The organism is Paraburkholderia sp. BL6665CI2N2, from assembly GCF_004366535.1.
Classification (GTDB): domain Bacteria; phylum Pseudomonadota; class Gammaproteobacteria; order Burkholderiales; family Burkholderiaceae; genus Paraburkholderia.
Genome location: NZ_SORC01000002.1, coordinates 611,464 through 632,204 on the forward strand (window position 1 = coordinate 611,464; position 20,741 = coordinate 632,204).

The window sequence follows — 20,741 nt, forward strand, 5'->3', positions numbered from 1 at the left end:
CACTCCGCGGTCAGGCCTATCGTTGGCAATTGGACGATGGCCGTTGGAGGAAGTCGCGGTACGCCTCGGCACGAACGACGCACCGCGCGGCGCTGGATTGAGCATGCCGATGCGTTCCTGCGCATAGCTAACGGAACTGGGTGTCGGGGAAACAACCGATCAAGCCACGTGCCGTCCACTTAATTGCTTGCTTCGGGTGCAGCGCGAGCCCAGCGCGCGAACAAGGCGGCGTCGGAACAAGCAGCGGAACAAATATTTTCCACCACCCATTACCCGCCCGGGAAGCGATGCGCTCACGGACGAACAGGAGATCATCATGGCCGAGTGCAGTGTTTGTGGGAAGCCCGCAACTTCGCAGATCACGATCACCGAAAACGGTCAACGCCGTCAGCTGATGCTGTGCGATGAGCATTACATGGAGTTCATGGCGCGCAATCAGCGCCGCCTGTCGCCGCTCGAGTCCCTCTTTCACGGCGGACTTTTCGACAGTCTGTTCGACGACATGTGGCCACAACTGGAAGGCGGGCGCGGTAGCCGGCCACGCATCAGACGCGCGCCCGGACAGCCCGGCGGCGCGGATCAGGATACAGGCCCCGGTAGCGGGCAAATCGGCGATTCAACGGGCGCGCAGCCAGCCGGCCGGACACGCCGGCATCGCCGGGCGCGTGAAGCGGTAGACCTGCAGACGTACCTGAGCCAGAGCGGTCTGGACCGCCTGCAAGCCGCGGCGCAAGCAGCGGTCGAATACGGCAAGAACGAAGTCGATACGGAACACTTGTTGCTGGCGCTCGCCGATAACAATGTGGTGCAGGAAATCCTGCGCGAATTCAAGCTTGATCCCGAAGAGATCAAGAAGTCCATCGATCAGACCGCGCCGCGCGGCACCCGCAAGGAGCCGAGCGACAACGAGCAGATCGGCGTGTCGCCACGCGCCAAAAGTACGCTGGAAAATGCGTTGAAGGCGTCGCTGGAACTGGGTCACAGCTATGTGGGACCAGAACACATACTGATTGGGCTTGTGGAGGAAGAAGACGGCTTTGCAGGTGAGTTGCTGCGCAAGCTCGGGCTGTCGTCGCCATCGCTGCGGCAAAAAGCAGTCAAGGTGGTCGGCAAGGGTGCCGAAGACGGCAAGATGGAAGACCGCTCCACCACGCCCACGCTCGACAAGTACGCTCGCGATCTCAGCGCGCTTGCGCGTCAAGGCAAGCTCGATCCGGTGATCGGCCGTGACAAGGAAATCGAAACCACCATTGAAGTGCTCGCGCGGCGGCGCAAGAACAATCCGGTGCTGATCGGCGAACCCGGTGTGGGCAAGACCGCTATCGTCGAAGGCCTCGCGCAACGCATTGCTCAGGACCAGGTGCCGGAAGTGCTGCGCGGCAAGCGCGTGGTCGAACTGAATATCAATAGCGTCGTGGCAGGCGCGAAATATCGCGGCGAGTTCGAGGAACGCGTCAAGCAGGTGCTGGATGAGATCATCGAGAATCAGGACCGTCTGGTCGTGTTTATCGACGAACTGCATACGATAGTCGGCGCCGGCCAGGGCGGCGGCGAAGGCGGCCTCGATATTGGCAATGTCTTCAAGCCCGCGCTCGCTCGCGGTGAACTGCACCTCGTGGGTGCGACCACGTTGAACGAATACCAGAAGTACATTGAGAAAGACTCGGCGTTGGAGCGGCGCTTTCAGCCCGTCATGGTGCCTGAGCCGAGCGTCGAGGAAACGATCGAAATTCTGCGCGGCCTGCGGGATCGGCTCGAAGCGCACCACAAGGTGAAAATCACCGAAGAGGCGATCGTTGCTGCGGCAAAGCTCTCGGATCGCTATATCGCCGCACGCTTTCTGCCAGACAAGGCAATCGATTTGCTCGATCAGGCCGCTGCACGCGTGCGCATTTCGTCGAATTCGCGTCCGCAGCCCTTGCACGATGTCGAGGCGAGCATCCGCCGCATCAAGCAGGAACAGGACGCGGCCAGCGCTGCTAAAGAATTCGACAAAGCCAAGGAACTGGAAGGACGACTCGTCGCAGAACAAAAACGCCTGCACGAAGCTACCGAAACGTGGAAGAAGGAGCGCGGCACCAGTTCACAGGAAGTGACGGCGGAAGACATTGCGCAGATCGTTTCGTCGCTCACGGGCGTACCGTTATCCGAACTCACGGCTGAGGACCGTGAAAAGCTGCTGCGACTGGAAGACCGCCTGAAGGAGCGCGTGGTCGGTCAGGATGAAGCCGTCTCCGCGGTCGCCAAAGCAGTGCGGCTTTCGCGCGCCGGTTTGACGGAGGCCGGCAAGCCAACAGCGAGCTTCCTCTTTCTTGGACCTACAGGCGTGGGCAAAACCGAACTCGCGAAGGCGCTTGCCGCTTCGGTATTCGGCGACGAGAGCGCGCTAGTGCGTATCGACATGAGCGAGTATTCCGAGCGCCACACGGTGGCACGGCTGGTTGGCGCGCCGCCCGGATATGTCGGCTACGAGGAAGGCGGGCAACTCACCGAGCGCGTGCGGCGCAGGCCATATTGCGTGGTGCTGCTCGACGAAATCGAAAAGGCGAACGCCGAGGTGCACAACCTCCTGCTGCAACTGTTCGACGAAGGGCGGCTCACCGACGGCAAAGGCCGTCTGGTCGATTTCACCAACACGATCATCATCGCGACCAGCAACGTCGGCTCACAGTTGATCCAGGACAATATGAAGGCAGACTCGAAGCAACTCGACTATCCTGAGCTGCGCGACCGGTTGATGCAAATCCTGCGGCATCATTTCAAGCCGGAGTTTCTCAATCGCGTCGACGAAGTGGTTGTGTTTCATGCGCTCGGCAAGGAGCAGATTCGCAGCATCGTAGATCTGCAACTTGCGCGCGTGCGACGCACGGCGTTGGCCCAGGGCATCGATCTGTCGTTCGACGATGGCTTGCGCGATCACCTTGCGCAGATTGGCTATGACCCCGAATTCGGCGCGCGGATGCTCAAGCGCAAGATCCGTCTTGAAGTGGAATCGCAACTCGCCGATGCGCTGTTGGGAGGCGACGTGCGCGACGGCGACAAGGTCACAATGGTCTACGACTCGGGTACGCACTCTGTGCGTGTGCAGAAAGGCGCCACGCGCACAGAAGCGCCCAGCGAGGCGTCGAAGCCGGCACCGGCGCATGCGTGACGCCGGCATGCTCAGGAACGCGACGCCGCTCGCACGTGCGGGCTACGTCGCCGTTACGATTCGAGTTCACCTGCGATGATCTCGTCGCGATAACACCAGATCCACGTTTCGCCGGGTTCGATTGAACGTACCAGCGGGTGGCCTGTCGCGTGAAAATGTTTGCTTGCATGCCGGTTGGGCGACGAATCGCAACAGCCGACGTGGCCGTACGAAAGACAAAGCCGCAAATGTACCCACGGCTGGCCAAGCTTCACGCAGTCCTCGCAATAGCCGATGGGCGTGTGGAGAATGCGGGCTTCCCTCAGGTGCGTGCAACCAGGGGTCATGATCGTGCTCCTCGGACAGGTGCGCGCAGACGCGCGCGGATCAAGGTTGCGCTTGAGGTTGCGTTTGCGCTCGAGCGCTATTCAGATAGCGATGCACCAGCGCCACAGCCATTGCCCCCTCGCCGACTGCGGACGCCACGCGCTTGATCGATGCGTGACGCACGTCGCCAGCTGCGAATACGCCGGGCATACAGGTTTCCAGATGCAGCGGCGCGCGTTCGAGCGGCCAGTTCAGGGTCGCCCGATATTCCTGCAGGTCGGGGCCGGTCACGAGATAGCCGCCTTCATCGCGGACAATGCCAACCTCCTGCGCCCATTCGGTCTGTGGCACGCCGCCAATGCAGACGAATAGCCAATTCGTCCTTACCGTGCTTTGCCGGCCGGTGCGCACATCGGTCAGCGTGATCTCCTGCAACACGTCACTGCCTGCGAGCGCGGTAACTTCGGCGCACGTGCGCACTTCGATGTTCGGCGCCGACGTGATGCGATCCACCAGGTATTGGGACAGCGTGTTCTTAAGCGATGCGCCACGCACAAGCATATGGACGCGGCTGGCGGACTGCGAAAAATGCATGGCGGCCTGTCCCGCCGAATTGCCGCCGCCCACCACATATACGTCTTCGCCATGGATCAGCGCGGCCTCACTGGCGCCGGCGCCGTAATAGAGACCCGCGCCGAGAAAACGCTCTTCACCTGCCAGGCCTAACGTGCGATATGCCACGCCGGTCGCGCAGATAGACGTGCGCGCCGTGATACGTGTGCCGTCTTCCAGGTACACGATGCCCTGGCCGGGCGGAAACTCCGCGTGCACGCCGGCGCGCGCGAGCAGGATCTCGGCGCCGAATTTGATGGCCTGGTCGCGCGCCCGTTCAGCGAGGTCGACGCCGCTCACGCCCTGTGGAAAGCCCAGACAGTTCTCGATCTTCGAACTGCTGCCTGCCTGTCCGCCCAGTGCCCAGCGCTCCACCAGTATGGTATGCAGGCCCTCCGATGCGCCGTACACCGCCGCGCTCAATCCCGCCGGTCCTGCGCCGTAAATCGCCAGATCGTAGGCCTCACGGGATGGACTTGCAAACCAGCCGAGCTTCTCGGTGATTTGCCGGATGGTGGGACATTCGAGCCGCGTGCCGTCGTGGAAGACGCAGACCGGCAAGCGCGAATCGCGAAGATGCTGCACGTGCGCCAGTTCCTCCGCTTCCTTATCGCTGCCCAATTCTACCCATTCGAACGGTATGTCGCAGCGATGCAGGAAGTCGCGTATCTCGTAGCCATTTGCGCTGCGCATGCGTCCATAAATAGTGACCATGAAAATGCTCTCCACCTCTGAGGACGTTAGCGACTTCTTTCGTTTCACGCGCTTCACAAGCAGGCGGCAGCGCCAGGATAACGGCGGTCGGCCGTATTCGTGCACCGTATGCGCATCGGAGGGTGGCGTCTTTCGCGACCCTGCCGGCTTTTGTTCCTTTGCGCCGATTGTTCCGTCACGTCGGATCGTGCGACTCTTCCAGCTTGTGATCGACAAAACGCATGCCCCATTCGATGCCGTCCCGCACCGCCTCTTCCGGCGCAAGCCATTCCGGCTGAACCGTCTCCGGACGGAATTCGGCCACGGTGCTATCGGCATGGCGCACACTCACCTTCGCCTGCCACGCGCCGTAGGCGTTCTGCTCCGGCTGTACCACGATCTCGTAGCCTCGATGCTCAAACACGTGCGTTTGCATGAGCTGCTCCGGTTTCGTATCAAGGCGTCAATCTGGAAGCACGAACTCGGTACGCATGTCTTCGATCACCTTCTGGACATGATGTGCCCAATCTGCGCCGGGGTCATTGAGCGGCACCATGTTCCAGTTGCGGCCGGATGCGTCGGGCGGGTGCCGCTCTGGTAGCGGTATGCGCACGCGCAAAGCTCCCGGCACGCCAGCGGCGATTGTCGCCATGCGATTCTGCAGTTCGTTGCGAATCTGCTCAGCGGTTCGAACGGTCTTCGGCATCGGTCTACCTCCCTCGGTCGCGCGTCCGGATCGTGACTGAATTGCGCATACGCTTCTCCCGCGTGAGCATGCACCAACGATGCTTTAAGTCTAGTCGCTAATCCGGCTGTGTTTGGACAATCGGTCGCTTCTGCGGACTGCATCACGGGAGGGCGCACCGCAAAGCTGCTTTTCGAAAAAATGCGCAAAAAGCCGAAAGACGCCGGTGTGCAAAGGCCCGATCCTCTCCAGGCCGACCCGCAGCGTATCTTAAAGCGGTTGTCCGCAGCTGATGGGCTGCTGGCGAGCTGGCAAAAACGAAGATGCTCGACCTGCTAGACCCGAGTGACCGGGCCACGCTTGAAGTCGTACAGGCGCTGGATCGGCGGGCGCGGTGTCGAGGTCCTGACGCTGGACGTAATGTTCCGGTTGCGCAATAACCGCAGCAGGCCAGTGCGTGTGCAGGTGGCCCTGAAGCAGGCGACGCCGGACCGCGACGGAGGCTAGTTGTCTGTTATTCAGGATACGCAAGCGGACCAACGGGAAAAGGCCGCGCGTGATGCGCGCGTGGCTGCATTGAATCGTGCGTCACGCGAGGCCTCCTGAGATCTGCATAGGTCGTATGAGCGGTCGACGATCGGTCGGCACATCCTGGTGGAGTGGTAATTACGTAATCCCTGATCGGCGCTGCCAAAATGGCGTATTGAACCGCCCCGGATTTGGTGGAGGCTCCAACTCTTGAGAAGATGGAGCCATGAACAAGTCGAACAAATTTTCTGTTGAAGTCCGGGAACGTGCAGTGCGCATGGTGCAAGAGCATCGGGGCGAGTATCCGTCACAGTGGGCGGCGATTGAATCCATCGCCCCCAAGATCGGCTGCACGAGCCAGACATTGCTGGGGTGGGTCAAACGAGAGGAAGTCGATAGCGGCGAGCGCGAGGGCGTGAGCACGTCGGAACGCGAACGTCTTAAGGCACTGGAGCGCGAAGTCAAGGAACTGCGCCGCGCCAACGAGATTCTGAAACTCGCGAGTGCGTTTTTCGCCCAGGCGGAGCTCGACCGCCGCCTGAAGTCCTGAAGGCCTTCATCGATCAGCATCGCGATACCTTCGGGGTCGAGCCGATCTGCAAGGTCTTGCGGATTGCCCCGTCGGGCTACCGGCGCCATGCTGCACAGCTTCGCGATCCGTCGCGCCGCTGCGCTCGCGCGATACGCGATGAACGCCTGCGGCCGGAGATCGAGCGTGTCTGGAAAGCCAACATGCGGGTCTACGGAGCGGATAAAGTCTGGAAGCAGATGAACCGGGAGCGTATCGCCGTGGCTCGCTGCACGGTCGAACGGCTGATGAAACAACTGGGTTTGCGCGGCGTGATGCGAGGCAAGCGTGTTCGCACGACTGTTCCTGATGCCATAGCCCCGCGCCCGCTGGATCGGGTCAATCGCCAGTTCAAGGCGGCACGGCCGAACCAGCTCTGGGTTTCTGATTTCACCTATGTCTCGACGTGGCAGGGCTGGCTCTACGTGGCCTTCGTGATCGACGTGTTCGCCCGACGGATTGTCGGTTGGCGCGTCAGTTCGTCGATGACTACAGACTTCGTCCTGGATGCACTTGAACAGGCACTCTATGCGCGGCGGCCAGGCGGCGATGGAACGTTGATACATCACTCCGACAGAGGCTCGCAATACGTTAGCATTCGCTATAGCGAGCGACTGGCCGAAGCGGGCATCGAGCCCTCGGTTGGTAGCCGTGGCGACAGTTATGACAACGCACTGGCCGAGACAATCAACGGCTTGTACAAGGCGGAACTGATTCATCGCCGCACCTGGAAAACACGGGAGTCCGTCGAGTTGGCAACGCTGGAATGGGTGGCCTGGTTCAATCATCATCGACTGATGGAACCCCTCGGCTATATCCCGCCTGCCGAAGCTGAGGCAAACTACTATCAGCGACTTGAAACACCGGTCGCCGAACCCGCATTAACTTAAACCAACCAGCCTCCACGATTCCCGGGGCGGTTCATATTCCATATTGCGTTCGTCGGAGTACAGTGCATGGACCTGCTGCTTCAAATCTAGTACCTCTTCGAGTACATGGCAGGTACCCTGTATCAAAAGCGCGAAATAGTTCGACATCTGTTATCAGTAACTGAATACGTCCGTTTTGCTTTGGGCAACTATCCGCAAAGAGCCCGCGCAAACGCGAAGGGCCGTAGCACGTGCGTTACGCGACCGTTGAATGAACAGTGCACGGCGCATGTGCAATCCATGCACGAGCGCGGTGCGTTCGCGGTGCAGCGACGGCCGCCCGGCAGCCAAATCATGGAAAGAAAGAAATGCTGGCTGCGCAAGGATCTCGATGCGTTGCGTCTACAGTGGGACATGCTCACTTTTTATGAGCGGTTCGAGCAGCTTGTCGCGCATGTGCTGAGCGTGGTGATTTCTATCATCATCCTCGTGTCGCTCTGGCAGTTGATTCGCGCGGTGATTTCATTGCTGGTTTCAGACGCGCTGAACCCGCTGGATCACGCGGTATCGAAGAATTTCTCCAGATCCAAATCTACAACCCATCGATACCCCGACTGGATGTAGCTTTGCGCCTGCGCCACTGCCTGATGCGCCGAGCGTCCCGGACGGAACCCGTAGCTGGATTCCGAGAACCTCGGGTCCTACTGTCTTTGCAACACTTGCAAGACCGCCTGCGCAACGAGTCGATCAAGCGCAGAAGGGATGCCGAGCTTGCGCACGCCATTGCCGTCAGGCTTGGGTATCTCGACCCGTCTCACAGGTTGAGGCTTTATGTGCCGTTCAGCAGCGTGTCCCGTATCGACGGCCAGTGCTCCCGCAGAAACGCCGGGAGTGCCTGCACCGTCATGCCGTCCACGCCCGGCGCTCCCTTGTTCGCCTTCACACGCTTCAACGCCTGCTTCAGGTTCTCCCTCTCGCAGACTTCTTCCATCAGTCCGTCACACGCCGACGGGCTTTCAGATTCGGGGTTCGCCACAATAGGTTCAGCCCCTCGATCAGCGCCATCGGGGCTTCACCCCTGCTTCCGCTGTCGAGGACGCGATGCGTTTTCTGCTGCGTTCCCGTGTCGCGTTCTCCGGCCTACTTGCCGCTCCTTTCCGTTTGGACCTTCAGGCGTCGCCGCCCTACTATGCCCGCTGCTGACTCCTGCGCGGTGGTCAACGTCCCTTGCGGTCCGTTCAGTCCTGATTGCAGGACACCGGGCAGGCCTCCCGAGGTAAGCTCAACCGCCTTCGCCACACGCCTGCCAGATTTACCACCCAGGCTCTTGATGGTTATGTACTTCGCAATCACATGCTTGCTCGTCCAGCCCGATAGGCCTCGTATCTGGTTTCCGTTCGTCAGGTCATGGCTTTGCTACGCGCTTCTTTCAGACCCCGCCGCACGACGACGCCTTGCGTTTCACTAGTCCTTCACCACCATCAGGCTGGACAGGGGACTTGCCCCCCACGCTGTTGCACATGACAAAAGCCACGGGGCGAGCCGCATGGCAGTTCACTAGGGGCGAAACCTGGCCCGCCTGGACAATCTTCCAGCGCGCTATTCGACGTTCCAGTAGAACGCCGCCTGCGTGCTCCCTTTGCTGGCAATGCTGACGGTCTTCGTCTGATCGCGGTCCTTGTAGGTCGCGTGCACCGTATAGCGGCCGGGACGCAGCTTGACCAGCATGAACGGGCCGAGCGAATCGGCTTGCAGCACCACGTTGTTATGTGCGTCGACGATCCGGACGTGGACATCAGCGAGAAAGTCCGATCCCGGTCCGACAAACTGCATCGACAGCGGCCAGTGGCTTCGCGCGCGCTTCAGCGCCGTCGATTCGTCCTGGCCGACGCCGCCCGACACGTAGGACACGTCGCCCTGTTGCTGGATCTGCGGCAAGCCTCCGCCGTTTGCGTTGCCGGCACTGCTGTAGGTGATGGTGCCGCCGACCGCTCCAGTGGCTTGCGCCGCAAACGCGTTGCCGGCAGGGCCGAACGCGAACGCAGCCGCGAGGGCCGCGGCGACAGCCATATGCTTGCTGTTTTGTGCTTTCATAGTTTAACGTGGCATTCATGTCGCTCTCCGTACTTGCGGCGAGCGCTCAAAAATGACTGCGTCCCATCTCGCGTTTCACTGGGCCGTTGCCGCAAACAGTCCGGCAAGCTATCTGCCGATCGCCAGCGCGTATCGCAGTATCAACGTCATGCTGCGACCACCAGAGACGCGTCGATCAGGTGCTCCGCGAGGAACCAGACCTGCAATTCGTTAGTGCGCAATACGTCGCTGACCAGCACGTCATTGGTGCCAAAAGTCGCCCAACTCGTTGGCCTTTCTGGCTGCACTGCGAGTGGCCACAATGACGATCTCATGCGCCTCCAACAGGCGCGAATGCTGTACCGGCACCTCTTCGCGTCCGCGTGGCGGACGCGGGACCATGGTCATTTCCGCCACATCGGCAGCCATGGCGATGCTGACCCCACCGAGCAGTTGGATCCGCTCTGCTAGCGTGTCGACGAGTTCGACCTGCTTATCATAATGCGCGTCATACAGCAGATGCAACGACTGGAACGTAGGCCCAATGACCTGCCAATGATGCTTCTTGTACATGTCGCGCAGCGTCATAGTGTCGGCCAGGATCTGATTCAACAGTTCTATGCTCGTTTCGCACGCGGTTTGGGGCAACGCGATTGGCAGCTTTACGACATGACCGTACGGCTGCAATTCATGTGCGCGCTGGTGCAGCTTCGGCTCGGGCACATGTATCACGTCGCTGGATTGGTTTCGGCTTTCTGACCTGCTGGCCCCGGTCGTCTTTGCCATGACTCGCTCCTTCAACTCAAGCGTCGTCTGAGGCGATGCCCAGCCTCGAGAGCAGCGCTTTTGCTGCTGCTTCCGACGACGCGGGATTCTGGCCAGTAATCAGGTTTGCCGCGACAACCACATGTGATTGCCAATCTGGCCCCTTCGAATACCTGCCTCCATTCTTCTTCAACATCTCCTCGACGAGGAAAGGCACTACGTCCGTAAGACCGACGGCCGCTTCTTCCGAATTGGCAAACCCAGTGACGGGCTTGTTCGCACGAGTGGAAAGCCATCGGGCAGCTTTGCATGACGGAGTGCACCGGGAGCGTGGCAAACCGCAGCGACTGGCTTTCCCGCCGCATACATGGCTTCGATCAATGCGATCGACTGCGGATCTTCTGCCAGATCCCATAGCGGTCCGTGCCCGCCGGGATAGAACACGGTGTCATAGTCCGCAGCCGAGACAGTTGAAAGCTTCGCTGTATTTGCCAAAGCCGCTTGCACTTCGTTGTCCTTCTTGAGACGCCGGGTCGCTTCGGTTTGCGAATCCGGATCGTCACTCCTGGGGTCGAGGGGCGGCTGCCCGCCCTTGGGCGAAGCGAGCGTCATCTCGACGCCTGCGTCCTTGAACACGTAATAAGGCGCGGCAAACTCTTCGAGCCAGAATCCGGTTTTCCGGCCGGTATCGCCGAGCTGGTCGTGTGAAGTCAGTACCACCAGGATTTTCATGACAAACTCGCGAGCCGGTTCAATTCAAGTTGCAACGAGCCGACGAGCGGTGTCATCGACCCAGGTCATTCTGGCAGAATGCGGCTGTCAGGAGCGCCGAGGGCGTTTCCGGTCCTGGTGCGTGTCCTTTCCCGCCCCTCGGCCATTCGGTACGCAAGCGAGCCGCGCGGTCTCCTGTGGCCTGTCAGTAATCGATGGTGATCCGGTTGTCGACCCGCATCACACCGGGGGCAAGCCATGCGACCCGCTCGGCCTCCTCGCGCTCGGCCCACGAGCGGACCGTACCACGCAGGACGACCTTATTGCCTTCGGTCTCCACCGTAATGTGCTGCGCGTCGACTTCCGCGTTGCGCTTGAACGCGTCCTCGATCTTGCGCTTGAGATCCTCGGGCTTGACCTTCGGCTTGATCTCGATCTCGTTCGTCAGGCCGGTTACGCCGCTCACCCGCAGCGCCGTGTCGGCCGCGCGGCGGCGCTGGTAGTCCCATTCGACTTCGCCCTTCAGCGTCACCTCTCCGTCCTTGACGACCGCCTTGATGGTGTCCGCCGCATAAGGCAGCTCGGCCTTCAGTTGGGCAATGATCTCGCGCGCGATCTCCGGGTCGGGTCGTTTGTCGATCAGCGGCACTCGCACTTCCACGTCATTGGCGACCCCCCTCACGCCGCGCACACGCGTCGCGTCCTCTTCGGCCTTGCGCCTTTGCCGGAAGCTGCGCGCGAACCCGGACAATGTGACCGCACCGTCCTTGACCGCAACCCCGATATCTGATGGATCGATGTCCGGATCCCACTTCAGTTCGTACTCCACGTCTCGCTTGATGTCTTCGTCGGTTCTCATCGCCGCTCCTCGTCGGTTTGTTGATGGACTAACGCTGGCACGCGGGCCACGCCCAGCGCCACACGCATCCGTCTACGGTAGGGCAACGGTAGGGCGCGCCGGGCCGATTTTCTTCCCTACGCCTGCGCAGTTTTTGCACAATGCTGCCGTACGTTGACACCTGAAAGCCGCGCAGCAGAAGCGCAGAGATCCGACACGTCTTGCAGGAATGAGGAAGAAGTGCAACCGGCAAGAATCTAGTCTTGATGTCATCGTCATCGGGTCAGTGGCCACGTCGACGTCCGAAGGTACGCGCCGGGCGGGACATGCAAGGCTGGCTGGCACCACCGCTGCTTCGCGGCGCGGTCGATGGCTTGCGCGCTGAGCTGAGCTCAGCATGGATTCAACCGTCTTGCGGCGAAACGGTCTCGTTTTATTTTCCAGAGCAAAGGAGCAAATCGATGAGCGATCTGGTCGTTGTAAGCTTCAAAGGCGAAGAGACGGCCGACCAGGTGTTGACCAAACTCCAGCAGATGCAAAAGGAACACCTGATCGACCTTGAGGATGCCTGCATCGTGGTCCGTAGCGCGAAGGGCAAGGTACACCTCAAGCAAGCCGTCGATCTTGTCAAGATCGGCGCGCTCAGTGGCGCGGCCTGGGGTGGTCTGTTTGGTGCGCTGGTTGGACTGATGTTGCTCAATCCGCTCGTCGGGCTGGCAACAGGCATGGCCGTCGGTGCTGGCACGGGCGCGTTGTCGGGCGCGCTCTCGGACTATGGAATCGATGACGATTTCATGCGTTCGACAGGCCAGAACATTGAGCCGGGTTCGTCGGCGCTCTTCATCCTCGTGCGTCGCGTGAATTTCGACAAGGTTCTGCCGGAACTGAAACCCTTCGGGGGAAAGGTATTGAAGACGTCTCTGACGAACGATCAGGAGGAACGCCTGAGGAAGGCGCTAGAGAGCCTGAACAGCAGTGGCGCGACAGCATGAGCTTCCCTGTGCTGCATCAGGGTTGTGATCTTGAATTCTGTTGAAGTTCACATTTGGGCCGGATCGACACCCCGACAAGTTATGCGGATCATTCCGCGTGGACGTCCATCACATCGACGCGCAGTTCGAATTGGAGAGTGCTCACGCTTAAACTTGCGAAGACTGATACGACCAAATCTAAGGGCCGGAAAATCGAAATCGAGCAGTTGCGCGAACTGAGCGTCGGCCGACCGTGCTGTAGCGGACGCTTCGTCACTGGATGTGCTTCCTGGAGCAACGAGGTCGTTGAGAACACATGTGCACGCGGGGCAAGCGGCGGGCAAGGTCTCTTTCGGGTCGTGAGTTCCGGAGGTAGAGCAACGGACTTCGAATCCGTTGGTCACCGGCTCAAATCCCGTACGGCGCGTCCGGTGGAGGACGGCATGAAGGCAGGAAGCACCACTATTGCGGTGTTCGCAGCGGTCGTCCTGGCAGGGCTCGTCTATGTGAATTGCCCACAGATTAGATCGCTGTGCGCCGAAGGCAAGACACTCGACCTAGCCCTCTGCGCTGCGTCTAGCATCGAGGTCGCTTATAAGCCGGAAGGGTCCAACTCAGGACCGACCTTCGCCAGCAGGTTGTTCGACGCGGTGCCAGTCGAGCGCGCGGGACCCGTGGTGCCGAGCCTCTCCTGCTTCACGCAGGCGCCGGTCTCTCGCGCCACCCGGCAGATCAGGGACGTCGATCTGGATGTCGTCGATGCCGCGTTTCGATCTGCGTGATGAAGGTGACGATCTCCGCCTCCAATGACCGTGATTGCATGCACGCAACGCCGCTGCAATAGCGAAATGCTGCTGGTTCTCTTATGGAGATCAACATGACAAAGGAAAGTCGCGTCGACATCCCGAAGTCGAAAGCCGGGGCGCAGGAAGCGCCGATGACCCCGGACGAGCAACTGGACGAAGCGCTCGAAGAGACCTTTCCTGCGAGCGATCCAATTGCCGTTCACCCCGAACCCGAGCAACGCGCGAAGAAGTAAACTCAATCGTCGTGGGTACTGGAAAGCAACAAAGCGAGCTTCTCGACGCGCTGCAAACAGCGTTTCCGGTGCGTAGATTTGTTCGACGCGCCCGGACAAGTCGGAAAGTCTTGTGATCCAACGTGCACATTTACCGCGATCAGGGGCGATGCAGTTCGACCGCAGAGTAACTGCGGCGAACGCCAAGCGTCCCGGGGGATGGCTTCAGCCCGATTTCCTTGCGTCGACAATTCCGTTCCAGGTTCGCAAAGTCGCCATGTTCATTCGCCAAGAAAGGATGGAATTGAAAGCAGCATTGCGCAATAACTGTGCAGGCGAAGGGAAGAAATGCACGTCGGCACGCTTTACGATGGGCCAATTCGTGCGGCGCAGGCGCAGCCCGCGTGCGCGTTAATCCATCAACAAACCGATGAGGAGCAGTGATGAGAACCGACGAAAACATCAAGCAAGACGTGGAGTACGAACTGAAGTGGGATCCGGACATCGATCCATCAGATATCGGGGTGGCGGTCAAGGACGGCGTGGTCACGTTGTCTGGTTTCGCGCGCAGCTGGAGGCAAAAGCGCAAGGCCGAGGAAGATGCGACGCGTGTCCACGGCGTGAAGGGGATTGCAAATGACGTGGAGGTCCGGTTGCCTCTGATCAACAAGCGGCCCGATCCGGAGATCGTGCGCGAGATCGTTGCCCAACTGAAGGCCGAGCTCCCTTATTCGGCGGACAACATCAAGGCGGTCGTCAGGGACGGATACGTGACGCTGAAGGGCGAAGTCGAATGGGACTACCAGCGCCGCCGTGCGGCCGACACGGCGCTGCGGGTAAGGGGCGTAACCGGCGTGACTAACGAGATCGAGATCAAGCCGAAGGTCAAGCCCGAGGATCTCAAGCGCAAGATCGAGGACGCGTTCAAGCGCAACGCGGAAGTCGACGCGCAGCACATCACGGTTGAGGCCGAAGGCAATAAGGTCGTCCTGCGCGGCACGGTCCGCTCGTGGGCCGAGCGCGAGGAGGCCGAGCGGGTTGCATGGCTTGCCCCCGGTGTGACGCACGTCGACAACCGGATCAACATCGGACGCTGACGGGCTAGAGACTATCCGTCACTCGCACAGGAGCGCGGGGAGACCCCACGCTCCGTCATCGATGGGCGTTGGCGATGACTGTCGCTGACCGGCGCCCTCGCTGGCGTCACGCGACGATTTCCGATGCCCGCCGAACCGGCGACCGATCACGCAGAGAGGCGCATCATGGCTGTCACTACCTGGGTTGTCGTTGCCGACGGCAGCCGTGCTCGAATCTTCGAGACACCGGGACTTAAGCTGGACTTGCGGGAAATTGAAGACCTCGTCAATGTCGTCCCTGGTGGACCGGCGCTGAGCGAGAAGGATCGCGAAAAATTCGCGAAGACTGTCGCCGACTGCGTCGAACAGGGACGGCTTCATCACCGGTATCAGCGATTGCGATTTGCCGTGGAGCCGAAGTTTCTCGGGATGCTGCGTGAGCGTCTGAGCGAGGAGACGCGTCAGATGATTTTCGAAGAGATTAACGAAGACCTCTCGGCCCTTGATGCGCGCGAAATTCAAGCGCACCTGCGAAGGCATTGACGGCGACCTGACGAAGACCGCATTAAATGGGCGCGATAAAATGTGAAGTGCAACAGCTTCCTCGTGTAAGGTGCGCATATGCAAAAAAGAAGAACGTATCAAAAGCTTCAGCCTGAAGAGCGCATGACTATTGCAAGCATGAAGCAGCAGGGTTCGGGTGTTCGGCCCATGGCCCGAACACTCGGGCGCCCGGCATCAACTTTGAGCTGCGAGCTGACCAGAAACACATGTTCTGCCGTGGGATATGGGTCTGCGCCGGCACGGAGGTGTCAGAAATTTCGTGTGCTGAGGCCGGTTAAAAATCTCAGCTGATGGCGGCGGTGAATCGCTCACCGAACAGAATGGCGAACTGATTGACAGCTTGCCGCCAGGTGATAGGCGGCATCTTCCAATCCTTTTCAATGTTGCGCAAGGCCAGATACAGCAGTTTGCTGGCGGCTTCGTCGCTCGGGAAGTGGCCACGATTCTTGACGATCTTGCGCAACTGCATGTGCATGCTCTCGATGGCGTTGGTCGTATAAACGATTCGACGCACCTCGTGAGGATAGGCAAAGAAGGGAATCACCTGCTCCCATTGGCGTTGCCACATGGCCGGGACGGTAGGGAATTTGCGGCCCCATTCGCTTTGCGCAAAGGCCTCGAGCGCCGCGGCCGCCGCTTCAGCCGAGGCGGCCTGATAGATCGGCCTGAGCGCGGTAGCCAGCGGCTTACGGTCCTTCCAGCTCGCCAGATTCAGCGAATTACGGATCAGATGCACGATGCAGGTCTGGATCTGCGCGGCCGGAAACACCGCCTCGATGGCCTCCGGGAACCCACGCAGGCCGTCGACCACCGCAATCAGGATGTCGTGCAAACCGCGATTCTTCAACTCGTTGAAAACCTTCAGCCAGAACTTGGCGCCTTCGGTTTGTTCGATCCACAAGCCCAGCACTTCCTTGCGGCCGTCAGCCCGAATGCCCAGCGCCAGGTACACCGCCTTGTTCCTGACCGTGCCCTCGTCGCGGATCTTCAGTCGAAGTGCGTCGAAATACACAATCGGATACATCGCCTCGAGCGGGCGTTGTTGCCACTGCTCGACCTCAGCCAGCACCTCGTCGGTGACCGTGGAAATCAGATCGGGCAACACTTCCAGGCCGTACAGCTCCAGCAGGTGAGCCTGGATCTCGCGTACGCTCATGCCGCGCGCGTACATGCTGATGACGTGGTCGTCGAATCCCGCCAGTCGGCGCTGGTACTTGCCGACCAGTTGCGGCTCGAACGTCGCCTGCCGGTCTCGCGGGATATCCAGCGTCAGTTCGCCGTTGGGTGTGAGCACTGTCTTGCGGCTCGTACCGTTGCGGTGGTTGCCGGCGCTGCCTTGCTCCGCCTCGCTCTCCAGGTGATGCGTCAGCTCCGCGGCCAACATGCGCTCAGCCAGTTGCTTCTTCAGTTGCCCGGCCAGGCCCGATTCCCCGAGAACCGACTCGGCGTTCCTGTTCTGCACCTGCGCCAGCAGTTGATCGATCAGCTCATCGGGGAACAGCTTCGGCGCCTTCGGGTTCTTGCTCTTCTTGGTCACTGTTGTTTCGGTCATTGGACGTTATTTCCGTTATCGTCTCATGACCTCGACACACTAAAAATCTGACAGGCTCGCCGGCACAGTCGCTCAGCACGGACCGACGCGAGGCTGCGCGCCCATGTTTCCAAGCTGCACTCTCAAAGCCTGTCGTGGCGCGTCGTACTCACCCTGCTGGAATGGAAGTGGTCGCCCCAGCAGATCTCAGGTACCCTCAAGCGCATGTGGCCCAATGGTCCCACCCAGCACGTCTCGCACGAGACCATCTACACCGCGATCTATGCGCAGCCACGCGGTGAGCTGCGTCGCCAGCTAATCGCCTGTCTGCGCCACTGCCACAGCACGCGTATGTCACGCGAGCGGGGCGCTGACCGGCGCGGCCAGATCCCCGACATGGTGAGCATCCATGTGCGCCCGCCTGAGGTCGACGACCGGGTGATACCAGGCCATTGGGAAGGCGACTTCATCAAGGGCGCCGGCAATCAGACTTCCGTCGGGTTGAGCGCACCAGTCACCTGGTGCTGCTGGCGAACATGGAAGACGCCACCGCCGCCTCGGCACTGGCGGGCTTCACTGCCAAACTGAATTCGATCGCCTCCCCAGTGCGCCAGGGCTTCACCTAGACCAGGGCAAGGAAATGACCCGGCATCAGGAGCTCAGCGCCGCCACCGGCGTGCGCGTGTACTTCTGCGATCCGCACAGTCCATGGCAACGCGGTACCTGCGAGAACACCAACGGGCTGCTGCGGCAGTGTCTGCCGAAGGGTACTGACCTCTCGATCTACAGTCAGGACGAGCTCAATGCCATCGTCAACAGCCTCAACAGCCGACCTCGCGCCACCCATGCATTTCATTCGCCTTTCGAGCGCTTCGAACGTATGCTCGCAACCGCTTCGATAACCTCAGCTTCCATTCATTAGGAACTGTTGCGCTTCACTCTTAAAACCGGCCGCCACTCCGCCGACCTATTCGCGACGTTGCAGCGCGGCGATGCGCTTGTCGATCGGAGGGTGTGTCGCGAACAACCCAAGCCAACCGGGTTTGTCGGTGATGCCGAATGCCTTGAAAGTTTGCGGAAGTTCGCCGGGTTCAAGCCCACCCAAGCGGGCGAGTGCGCTGATCATCGGCCGCGGTGAAGCCAGCAGTTGAGCAGATCCCGCATCGGCGCGAAACTCGCGCAGGCGCGAGAAGTAGGCGACGATCACTGAAGCGAGGATACCGAAGACGATCTGGCAGGCGATGACAGTAACGTAAAAACCAGGGCCCACCCCGCGTTCAGTGCGGAAGAAAGTCTTGTCCACGAAGTAGCCGACCACACGCGCGAAGAAAATCACAAAGGTGTTCACTACACCTTGAATGAGGGTCAACGTCACCATATCGCCGTTGCTCACATGCGTAATTTCATGTCCGAGGACCGCTTCTATTTCCTCGTTATTCATCGATTGCAGCAAGCCGGTCGAGACGGCCACCAAGGCTGAATCCCTGAATGCGCCGGTGGCAAACGCGTTCGGCTGACCTTCAAAAATTGCAACTTCCGGAATACCGATGCGGGCTTTCTGTGCGAGTTGCCGTACGGTGCCCACCAACCATTGCTCGGTCGCATCGTGTGGAAAGTCGATGACACGCGCCCCGGTTGTCAATTTCGCCATCGGCTTTGAAATAAGCAGCGAGATAATCGAACCGGCGAAGCCTACCACTGCGGAGAACACGAGTAGGGAATTGACTTTTAGCCCGCTCTCAGTCAGGAAGCGGCTGACACCGAAGACATTCAGTACTATCGAAAACACCAATATCACCGCGAGGTTGGTGGCGAGAAACAGTATGACGCGTTTCATTCGCGAAGCTCCTTTAGAAGCTTGCTACGGGTTGGCCTGGAGCAGAGCGTGCGTCCATGGTTCTCGCGCTTCTTCCTTCTTCCCGCCCAGACATGTTGGATTCCTGCGGTTGTGCGCGAACTGCCTCCGCAACGGCGGCACGATGCATCGAGACCCCCGTGCCGCATGTGAGGTAAAGATGGGGGCCCTGGCGTAGCGGCGGGGTATCAATCAATGGGCCAACCATCAATGCCATCCAATTCAATCGAACTGTCTCGGGAACAGCACAGTGCGCGGAATCTTCGTCCGGAAAGTGGAGGGCAGCCGGACGATGAGTCGGGCTCCAAGATCAACGCGCCATGTTCGTAACCGAGGCCAAGGCCACCCCGGTCTGACCGGCCATCCAGTCTCCGCGCGCAACGCCGCTGGCTCAGCCGCACGAACGATGCCGTTCAGGCGGCATCGCCTACGGCCGTGCATCGCGTCAGACGTGCGCCGGTTTCTTGGCCGACTTGTCCGGAGCTCCGTCTCCGGTGACTGCTTCTGTGCGAGCACGGCGTTTGCAACCTGTCGCAGGTCATAACGACTTTGTCGCCTTCGCGCACGTCGCCGCGCAAAACGGCACCCGCGAACTGCGACTCCCCTTCCTGAGGGATTTTTCGCTTGAGCATGCGTGCGTCCAACTCCGGGTCATAGCCGATGTCCGCGAGATGGATTGCCGGCGGCGACGATTATCGTGTTCGTAGAATCAACCAGACGTCCCTTGCCGTCCGTGAGTCGGCCTTCGTCGAGGAGTTACAGAAGCAGGTTATGCACCTCCGAATTCGCTTTCTTGCGCTCATCGAGCAGCGCCACGCTATACGGCCGGCGGCGCACGCGCCACGTGAACTGGGCAAAGGGTGAAAATCGGATTATCTGCGGCTGATTTCAACCCTTGGCGTATTCGAATTCCGGGAGCTTGCTCAGCGCATCCTTGCTCGCGCCCTCCAGTATCATCTTCGGCGTGATCTGCTTGAACCGCTGCACCGGGATAGCGACGCGGTGCGCGGCGATCCCGAGAAATCCGCCAACATCGATAATGGCCACGGAAATTGACCCGTCGGGCGCGATAATCAGGTCGTCGACCCGTCCTATCTTTTCGTTTTTGTCGTTGTACACGTCGGTGTGGACTAGCTTCGATGCACGCCACCCCTTCGCTACGAGTTGCGTTTGGGTGACGCTCACGCCGAGAGGCACCGTGCCTGCGACCGGGGCGGCGGGCTGCTGCCCCGTCGCGGAGCCGGCCGGGAACACGGTGGCCATCACGGCGAGCAAAAGTGAGAGGGTTCTCGCAGCCTTTTCGAGTTTTTCATTCATGATGTACTCCCAATGCGTACGAATGAATAATGGGGCACCCTGCCGGCCCGCGGCTTTTATGGGTGCAGCGTCCCTCTCCGCTTGCCCGAGAAGTTGCTACGCCGCCGGCCGCGCGGACTGTTGCGGAGTGCTATCAGCAGCACTGCGGTGATCAGGGTCTGCATAGGCCGAGCGGCAGTGAAATCCACCGGTCTTTCTGGCTGGAGCGATGCCGGAACGCTGTGACGACCGCCGCGGCGCACCCTAACAGCGCGGACGCCGCGAACATGGCGATGAGCAGAACAAGCGTAATTCCAGGCGCCAACAGCGCGAGCAGGCCCAATAGTAGTCCCGCGATGCCTCGCACCAGGAGCAGCATCCGCCATGCATGTGCTAACAGTTCGTCCATCGGTGGTGCTCCGATCTGAACCAAAGTGAACTTCATCTTGGGCGTCAGCTTTGGCGCCGAGCTGATTCGGCCTATGACGTCAATCCTAAGCTCGCCAAGGGCGTGCTTCTTTCTCTTTTCTGCCTGGATGTATCGAAAATCTGCAGTGTGACCCGCGCGGAAGGGCAGGAGCGGGTCGAGCTTGTGTGAAAACACGCTGTTCACCTAGAGGGTGTTAGGCAC

21 protein-coding genes, 5 pseudogenes and 1 other annotated feature are annotated in these 20,741 nt (G+C 60.2%); of the genes and pseudogenes, 11 read left to right on the top strand and 15 right to left on the bottom strand.

Features of this window, described 5'->3' with window-relative positions; genetic code table 11:
- Window positions 1-316: 316 nt before the first annotated feature.
- A complete protein-coding gene (locus tag B0G81_RS40500; protein ID WP_116121650.1) occupies window positions 317-3,151 on the top strand; it encodes an ATP-dependent Clp protease ATP-binding subunit in 2,835 nt (944 codons plus the stop codon).
- Between the two features lie 53 nt (window positions 3,152-3,204).
- On the opposite strand, the gene B0G81_RS40505 is transcribed toward B0G81_RS40500, so the two are convergent.
- The 4 genes from B0G81_RS40505 to B0G81_RS40520 form a co-directional block, all read right to left on the bottom strand.
- A complete protein-coding gene (locus B0G81_RS40505) occupies window positions 3,205-3,477 on the bottom strand; it encodes a UBP-type zinc finger domain-containing protein (protein WP_134143805.1) in 273 nt (90 codons plus the stop codon).
- Window positions 3,478-3,517: 40 nt separating this feature from the next.
- Window positions 3,518-4,783, bottom strand: a complete 1,266-nt coding sequence (locus B0G81_RS40510) for an NAD(P)/FAD-dependent oxidoreductase (RefSeq protein ID WP_134143806.1) — start codon at window positions 4,781-4,783, stop codon at window positions 3,518-3,520.
- A gap of 175 nt (window positions 4,784-4,958) precedes the next feature.
- The gene (locus tag B0G81_RS40515) at window positions 4,959-5,198 is read right to left on the bottom strand and encodes a DUF6566 family protein (RefSeq protein WP_134143807.1); all 240 of its coding nucleotides are present in this window, start codon (window positions 5,196-5,198) and stop codon (window positions 4,959-4,961) included.
- A 27-nt stretch (window positions 5,199-5,225) separates the two neighbouring features.
- Complete coding sequence (locus B0G81_RS40520; protein ID WP_134143808.1) at window positions 5,226-5,468, bottom strand: hypothetical protein; 243 nt, start codon at window positions 5,466-5,468, stop codon at window positions 5,226-5,228.
- 733 nt (window positions 5,469-6,201) lie between these two features.
- Here B0G81_RS40520 and B0G81_RS40525 point away from each other — a divergent pair.
- A protein-coding gene (locus B0G81_RS40525; protein ID WP_134143809.1) for an IS3 family transposase occupies window positions 6,202-7,433 on the top strand; the annotation gives its coding sequence in 2 pieces (ribosomal slippage) (window positions 6,202-6,490 and window positions 6,490-7,433; 1,233 coding nt in all).
- Window positions 6,480-6,596: a sequence feature (AL1L pseudoknot), on the top strand. It overlaps the preceding gene by 117 nt.
- A gap of 333 nt (window positions 7,434-7,766) precedes the next feature.
- Window positions 7,767-7,979 (top strand): annotated as a pseudogene (locus B0G81_RS40530) (diguanylate cyclase); the annotation flags it as partial.
- On the opposite strand, the pseudogene B0G81_RS40535 reads toward B0G81_RS40530, so the two are convergent.
- The 5 genes and pseudogenes from B0G81_RS40535 to B0G81_RS40555 form a co-directional block, all read right to left on the bottom strand.
- Window positions 7,979-8,385 (bottom strand): annotated as a pseudogene (locus B0G81_RS40535) (reverse transcriptase domain-containing protein); the annotation flags it as partial. The pseudogenes B0G81_RS40530 and B0G81_RS40535 overlap by 1 nt on opposite strands.
- A 626-nt stretch (window positions 8,386-9,011) precedes the next feature.
- A complete protein-coding gene (locus B0G81_RS40540; RefSeq protein WP_134143810.1) occupies window positions 9,012-9,506 on the bottom strand; it encodes a carboxypeptidase regulatory-like domain-containing protein in 495 nt (164 codons plus the stop codon).
- A 240-nt stretch (window positions 9,507-9,746) separates the two neighbouring features.
- Complete coding sequence (locus B0G81_RS40545; protein ID WP_208328639.1) at window positions 9,747-10,271, bottom strand: DNA starvation/stationary phase protection protein; 525 nt, start codon at window positions 10,269-10,271, stop codon at window positions 9,747-9,749.
- 16 nt (window positions 10,272-10,287) lie between these two features.
- Window positions 10,288-10,982 (bottom strand): annotated as a pseudogene (locus B0G81_RS40550) (type 1 glutamine amidotransferase domain-containing protein).
- Between the two features lie 184 nt (window positions 10,983-11,166).
- Window positions 11,167-11,820 (bottom strand): BON domain-containing protein, encoded by a 654-nt coding sequence (locus B0G81_RS40555; protein ID WP_134143802.1) that lies wholly within the window; start codon window positions 11,818-11,820, stop codon window positions 11,167-11,169.
- A gap of 440 nt (window positions 11,821-12,260) precedes the next feature.
- Here B0G81_RS40555 and B0G81_RS40560 point away from each other — a divergent pair, with 440 nt between their 5' ends.
- The 6 genes from B0G81_RS40560 to B0G81_RS40580 all read left to right on the top strand — a co-directional run bounded on the left by B0G81_RS40560 (window position 12,261) and on the right by B0G81_RS40580 (window position 15,719).
- Window positions 12,261-12,791, top strand: coding sequence for a DUF1269 domain-containing protein (locus B0G81_RS40560; RefSeq protein ID WP_121325657.1), 531 nt, complete (start codon window positions 12,261-12,263; stop codon window positions 12,789-12,791).
- Between the two features lie 422 nt (window positions 12,792-13,213).
- Window positions 13,214-13,552, top strand: a complete 339-nt coding sequence (locus B0G81_RS40565) for a hypothetical protein (protein WP_134143811.1) — start codon at window positions 13,214-13,216, stop codon at window positions 13,550-13,552.
- A 95-nt stretch (window positions 13,553-13,647) separates the two neighbouring features.
- A complete protein-coding gene (locus B0G81_RS44050; protein WP_166679193.1) occupies window positions 13,648-13,809 on the top strand; it encodes a hypothetical protein in 162 nt (53 codons plus the stop codon).
- A 422-nt stretch (window positions 13,810-14,231) separates the two neighbouring features.
- Window positions 14,232-14,885: a BON domain-containing protein gene (locus B0G81_RS40570; protein WP_134143812.1), complete on the top strand. Its 654-nt coding sequence runs from the start codon at window positions 14,232-14,234 to the stop codon at window positions 14,883-14,885.
- Window positions 14,886-15,050: 165 nt separating this feature from the next.
- Window positions 15,051-15,407: a host attachment protein gene (locus tag B0G81_RS40575; RefSeq protein ID WP_134143895.1), complete on the top strand. Its 357-nt coding sequence runs from the start codon at window positions 15,051-15,053 to the stop codon at window positions 15,405-15,407.
- 78 nt (window positions 15,408-15,485) lie between these two features.
- Window positions 15,486-15,719 (top strand): helix-turn-helix domain-containing protein, encoded by a 234-nt coding sequence (locus B0G81_RS40580; RefSeq protein ID WP_134143813.1) that lies wholly within the window; start codon window positions 15,486-15,488, stop codon window positions 15,717-15,719.
- Here B0G81_RS40580 and B0G81_RS40585 read toward each other — a convergent pair.
- A complete protein-coding gene (locus B0G81_RS40585; protein ID WP_134143814.1) occupies window positions 15,712-16,980 on the bottom strand; it encodes an IS256 family transposase in 1,269 nt (422 codons plus the stop codon). The two genes, B0G81_RS40580 and B0G81_RS40585, sit on opposite strands and share 8 nt — an antisense overlap.
- Window positions 16,981-17,109: 129 nt before the next feature.
- Between B0G81_RS40585 and B0G81_RS45135 the strand changes: the two genes are divergently transcribed.
- Window positions 17,110-17,547 carry an IS30 family transposase gene (locus B0G81_RS45135; protein ID WP_243856906.1) on the top strand — a complete coding sequence of 146 codons (438 nt, stop codon included), beginning with the start codon at window positions 17,110-17,112 and terminating at the stop codon, window positions 17,545-17,547.
- A gap of 7 nt (window positions 17,548-17,554) precedes the next feature.
- Window positions 17,555-17,881 (top strand): annotated as a pseudogene (locus B0G81_RS45140) (IS30 family transposase); the annotation flags it as partial.
- 45 nt (window positions 17,882-17,926) lie between these two features.
- Here the strand turns inward: B0G81_RS45140 and htpX are convergent.
- The 5 genes and pseudogenes from htpX to B0G81_RS40615 all read right to left on the bottom strand — a co-directional run bounded on the left by htpX (window position 17,927) and on the right by B0G81_RS40615 (window position 20,714).
- Window positions 17,927-18,796: a protease HtpX gene (gene htpX / locus B0G81_RS40595; RefSeq protein WP_134143815.1), complete on the bottom strand. Its 870-nt coding sequence runs from the start codon at window positions 18,794-18,796 to the stop codon at window positions 17,927-17,929.
- Window positions 18,797-19,227: 431 nt separating this feature from the next.
- Window positions 19,228-19,446, bottom strand: coding sequence for a hypothetical protein (locus B0G81_RS40600; RefSeq protein ID WP_134143816.1), 219 nt, complete (start codon window positions 19,444-19,446; stop codon window positions 19,228-19,230).
- A 52-nt stretch (window positions 19,447-19,498) separates the two neighbouring features.
- Window positions 19,499-19,666 (bottom strand): annotated as a pseudogene (locus B0G81_RS40605) (AAA family ATPase); the annotation flags it as partial.
- A gap of 36 nt (window positions 19,667-19,702) precedes the next feature.
- Window positions 19,703-20,131 (bottom strand): PRC-barrel domain-containing protein, encoded by a 429-nt coding sequence (locus B0G81_RS40610; RefSeq protein WP_134143817.1) that lies wholly within the window; start codon window positions 20,129-20,131, stop codon window positions 19,703-19,705.
- 151 nt (window positions 20,132-20,282) lie between these two features.
- Window positions 20,283-20,714, bottom strand: a complete 432-nt coding sequence (locus B0G81_RS40615) for a DUF308 domain-containing protein (RefSeq protein ID WP_134143818.1) — start codon at window positions 20,712-20,714, stop codon at window positions 20,283-20,285.
- Window positions 20,715-20,741: the final 27 nt, after the last annotated feature.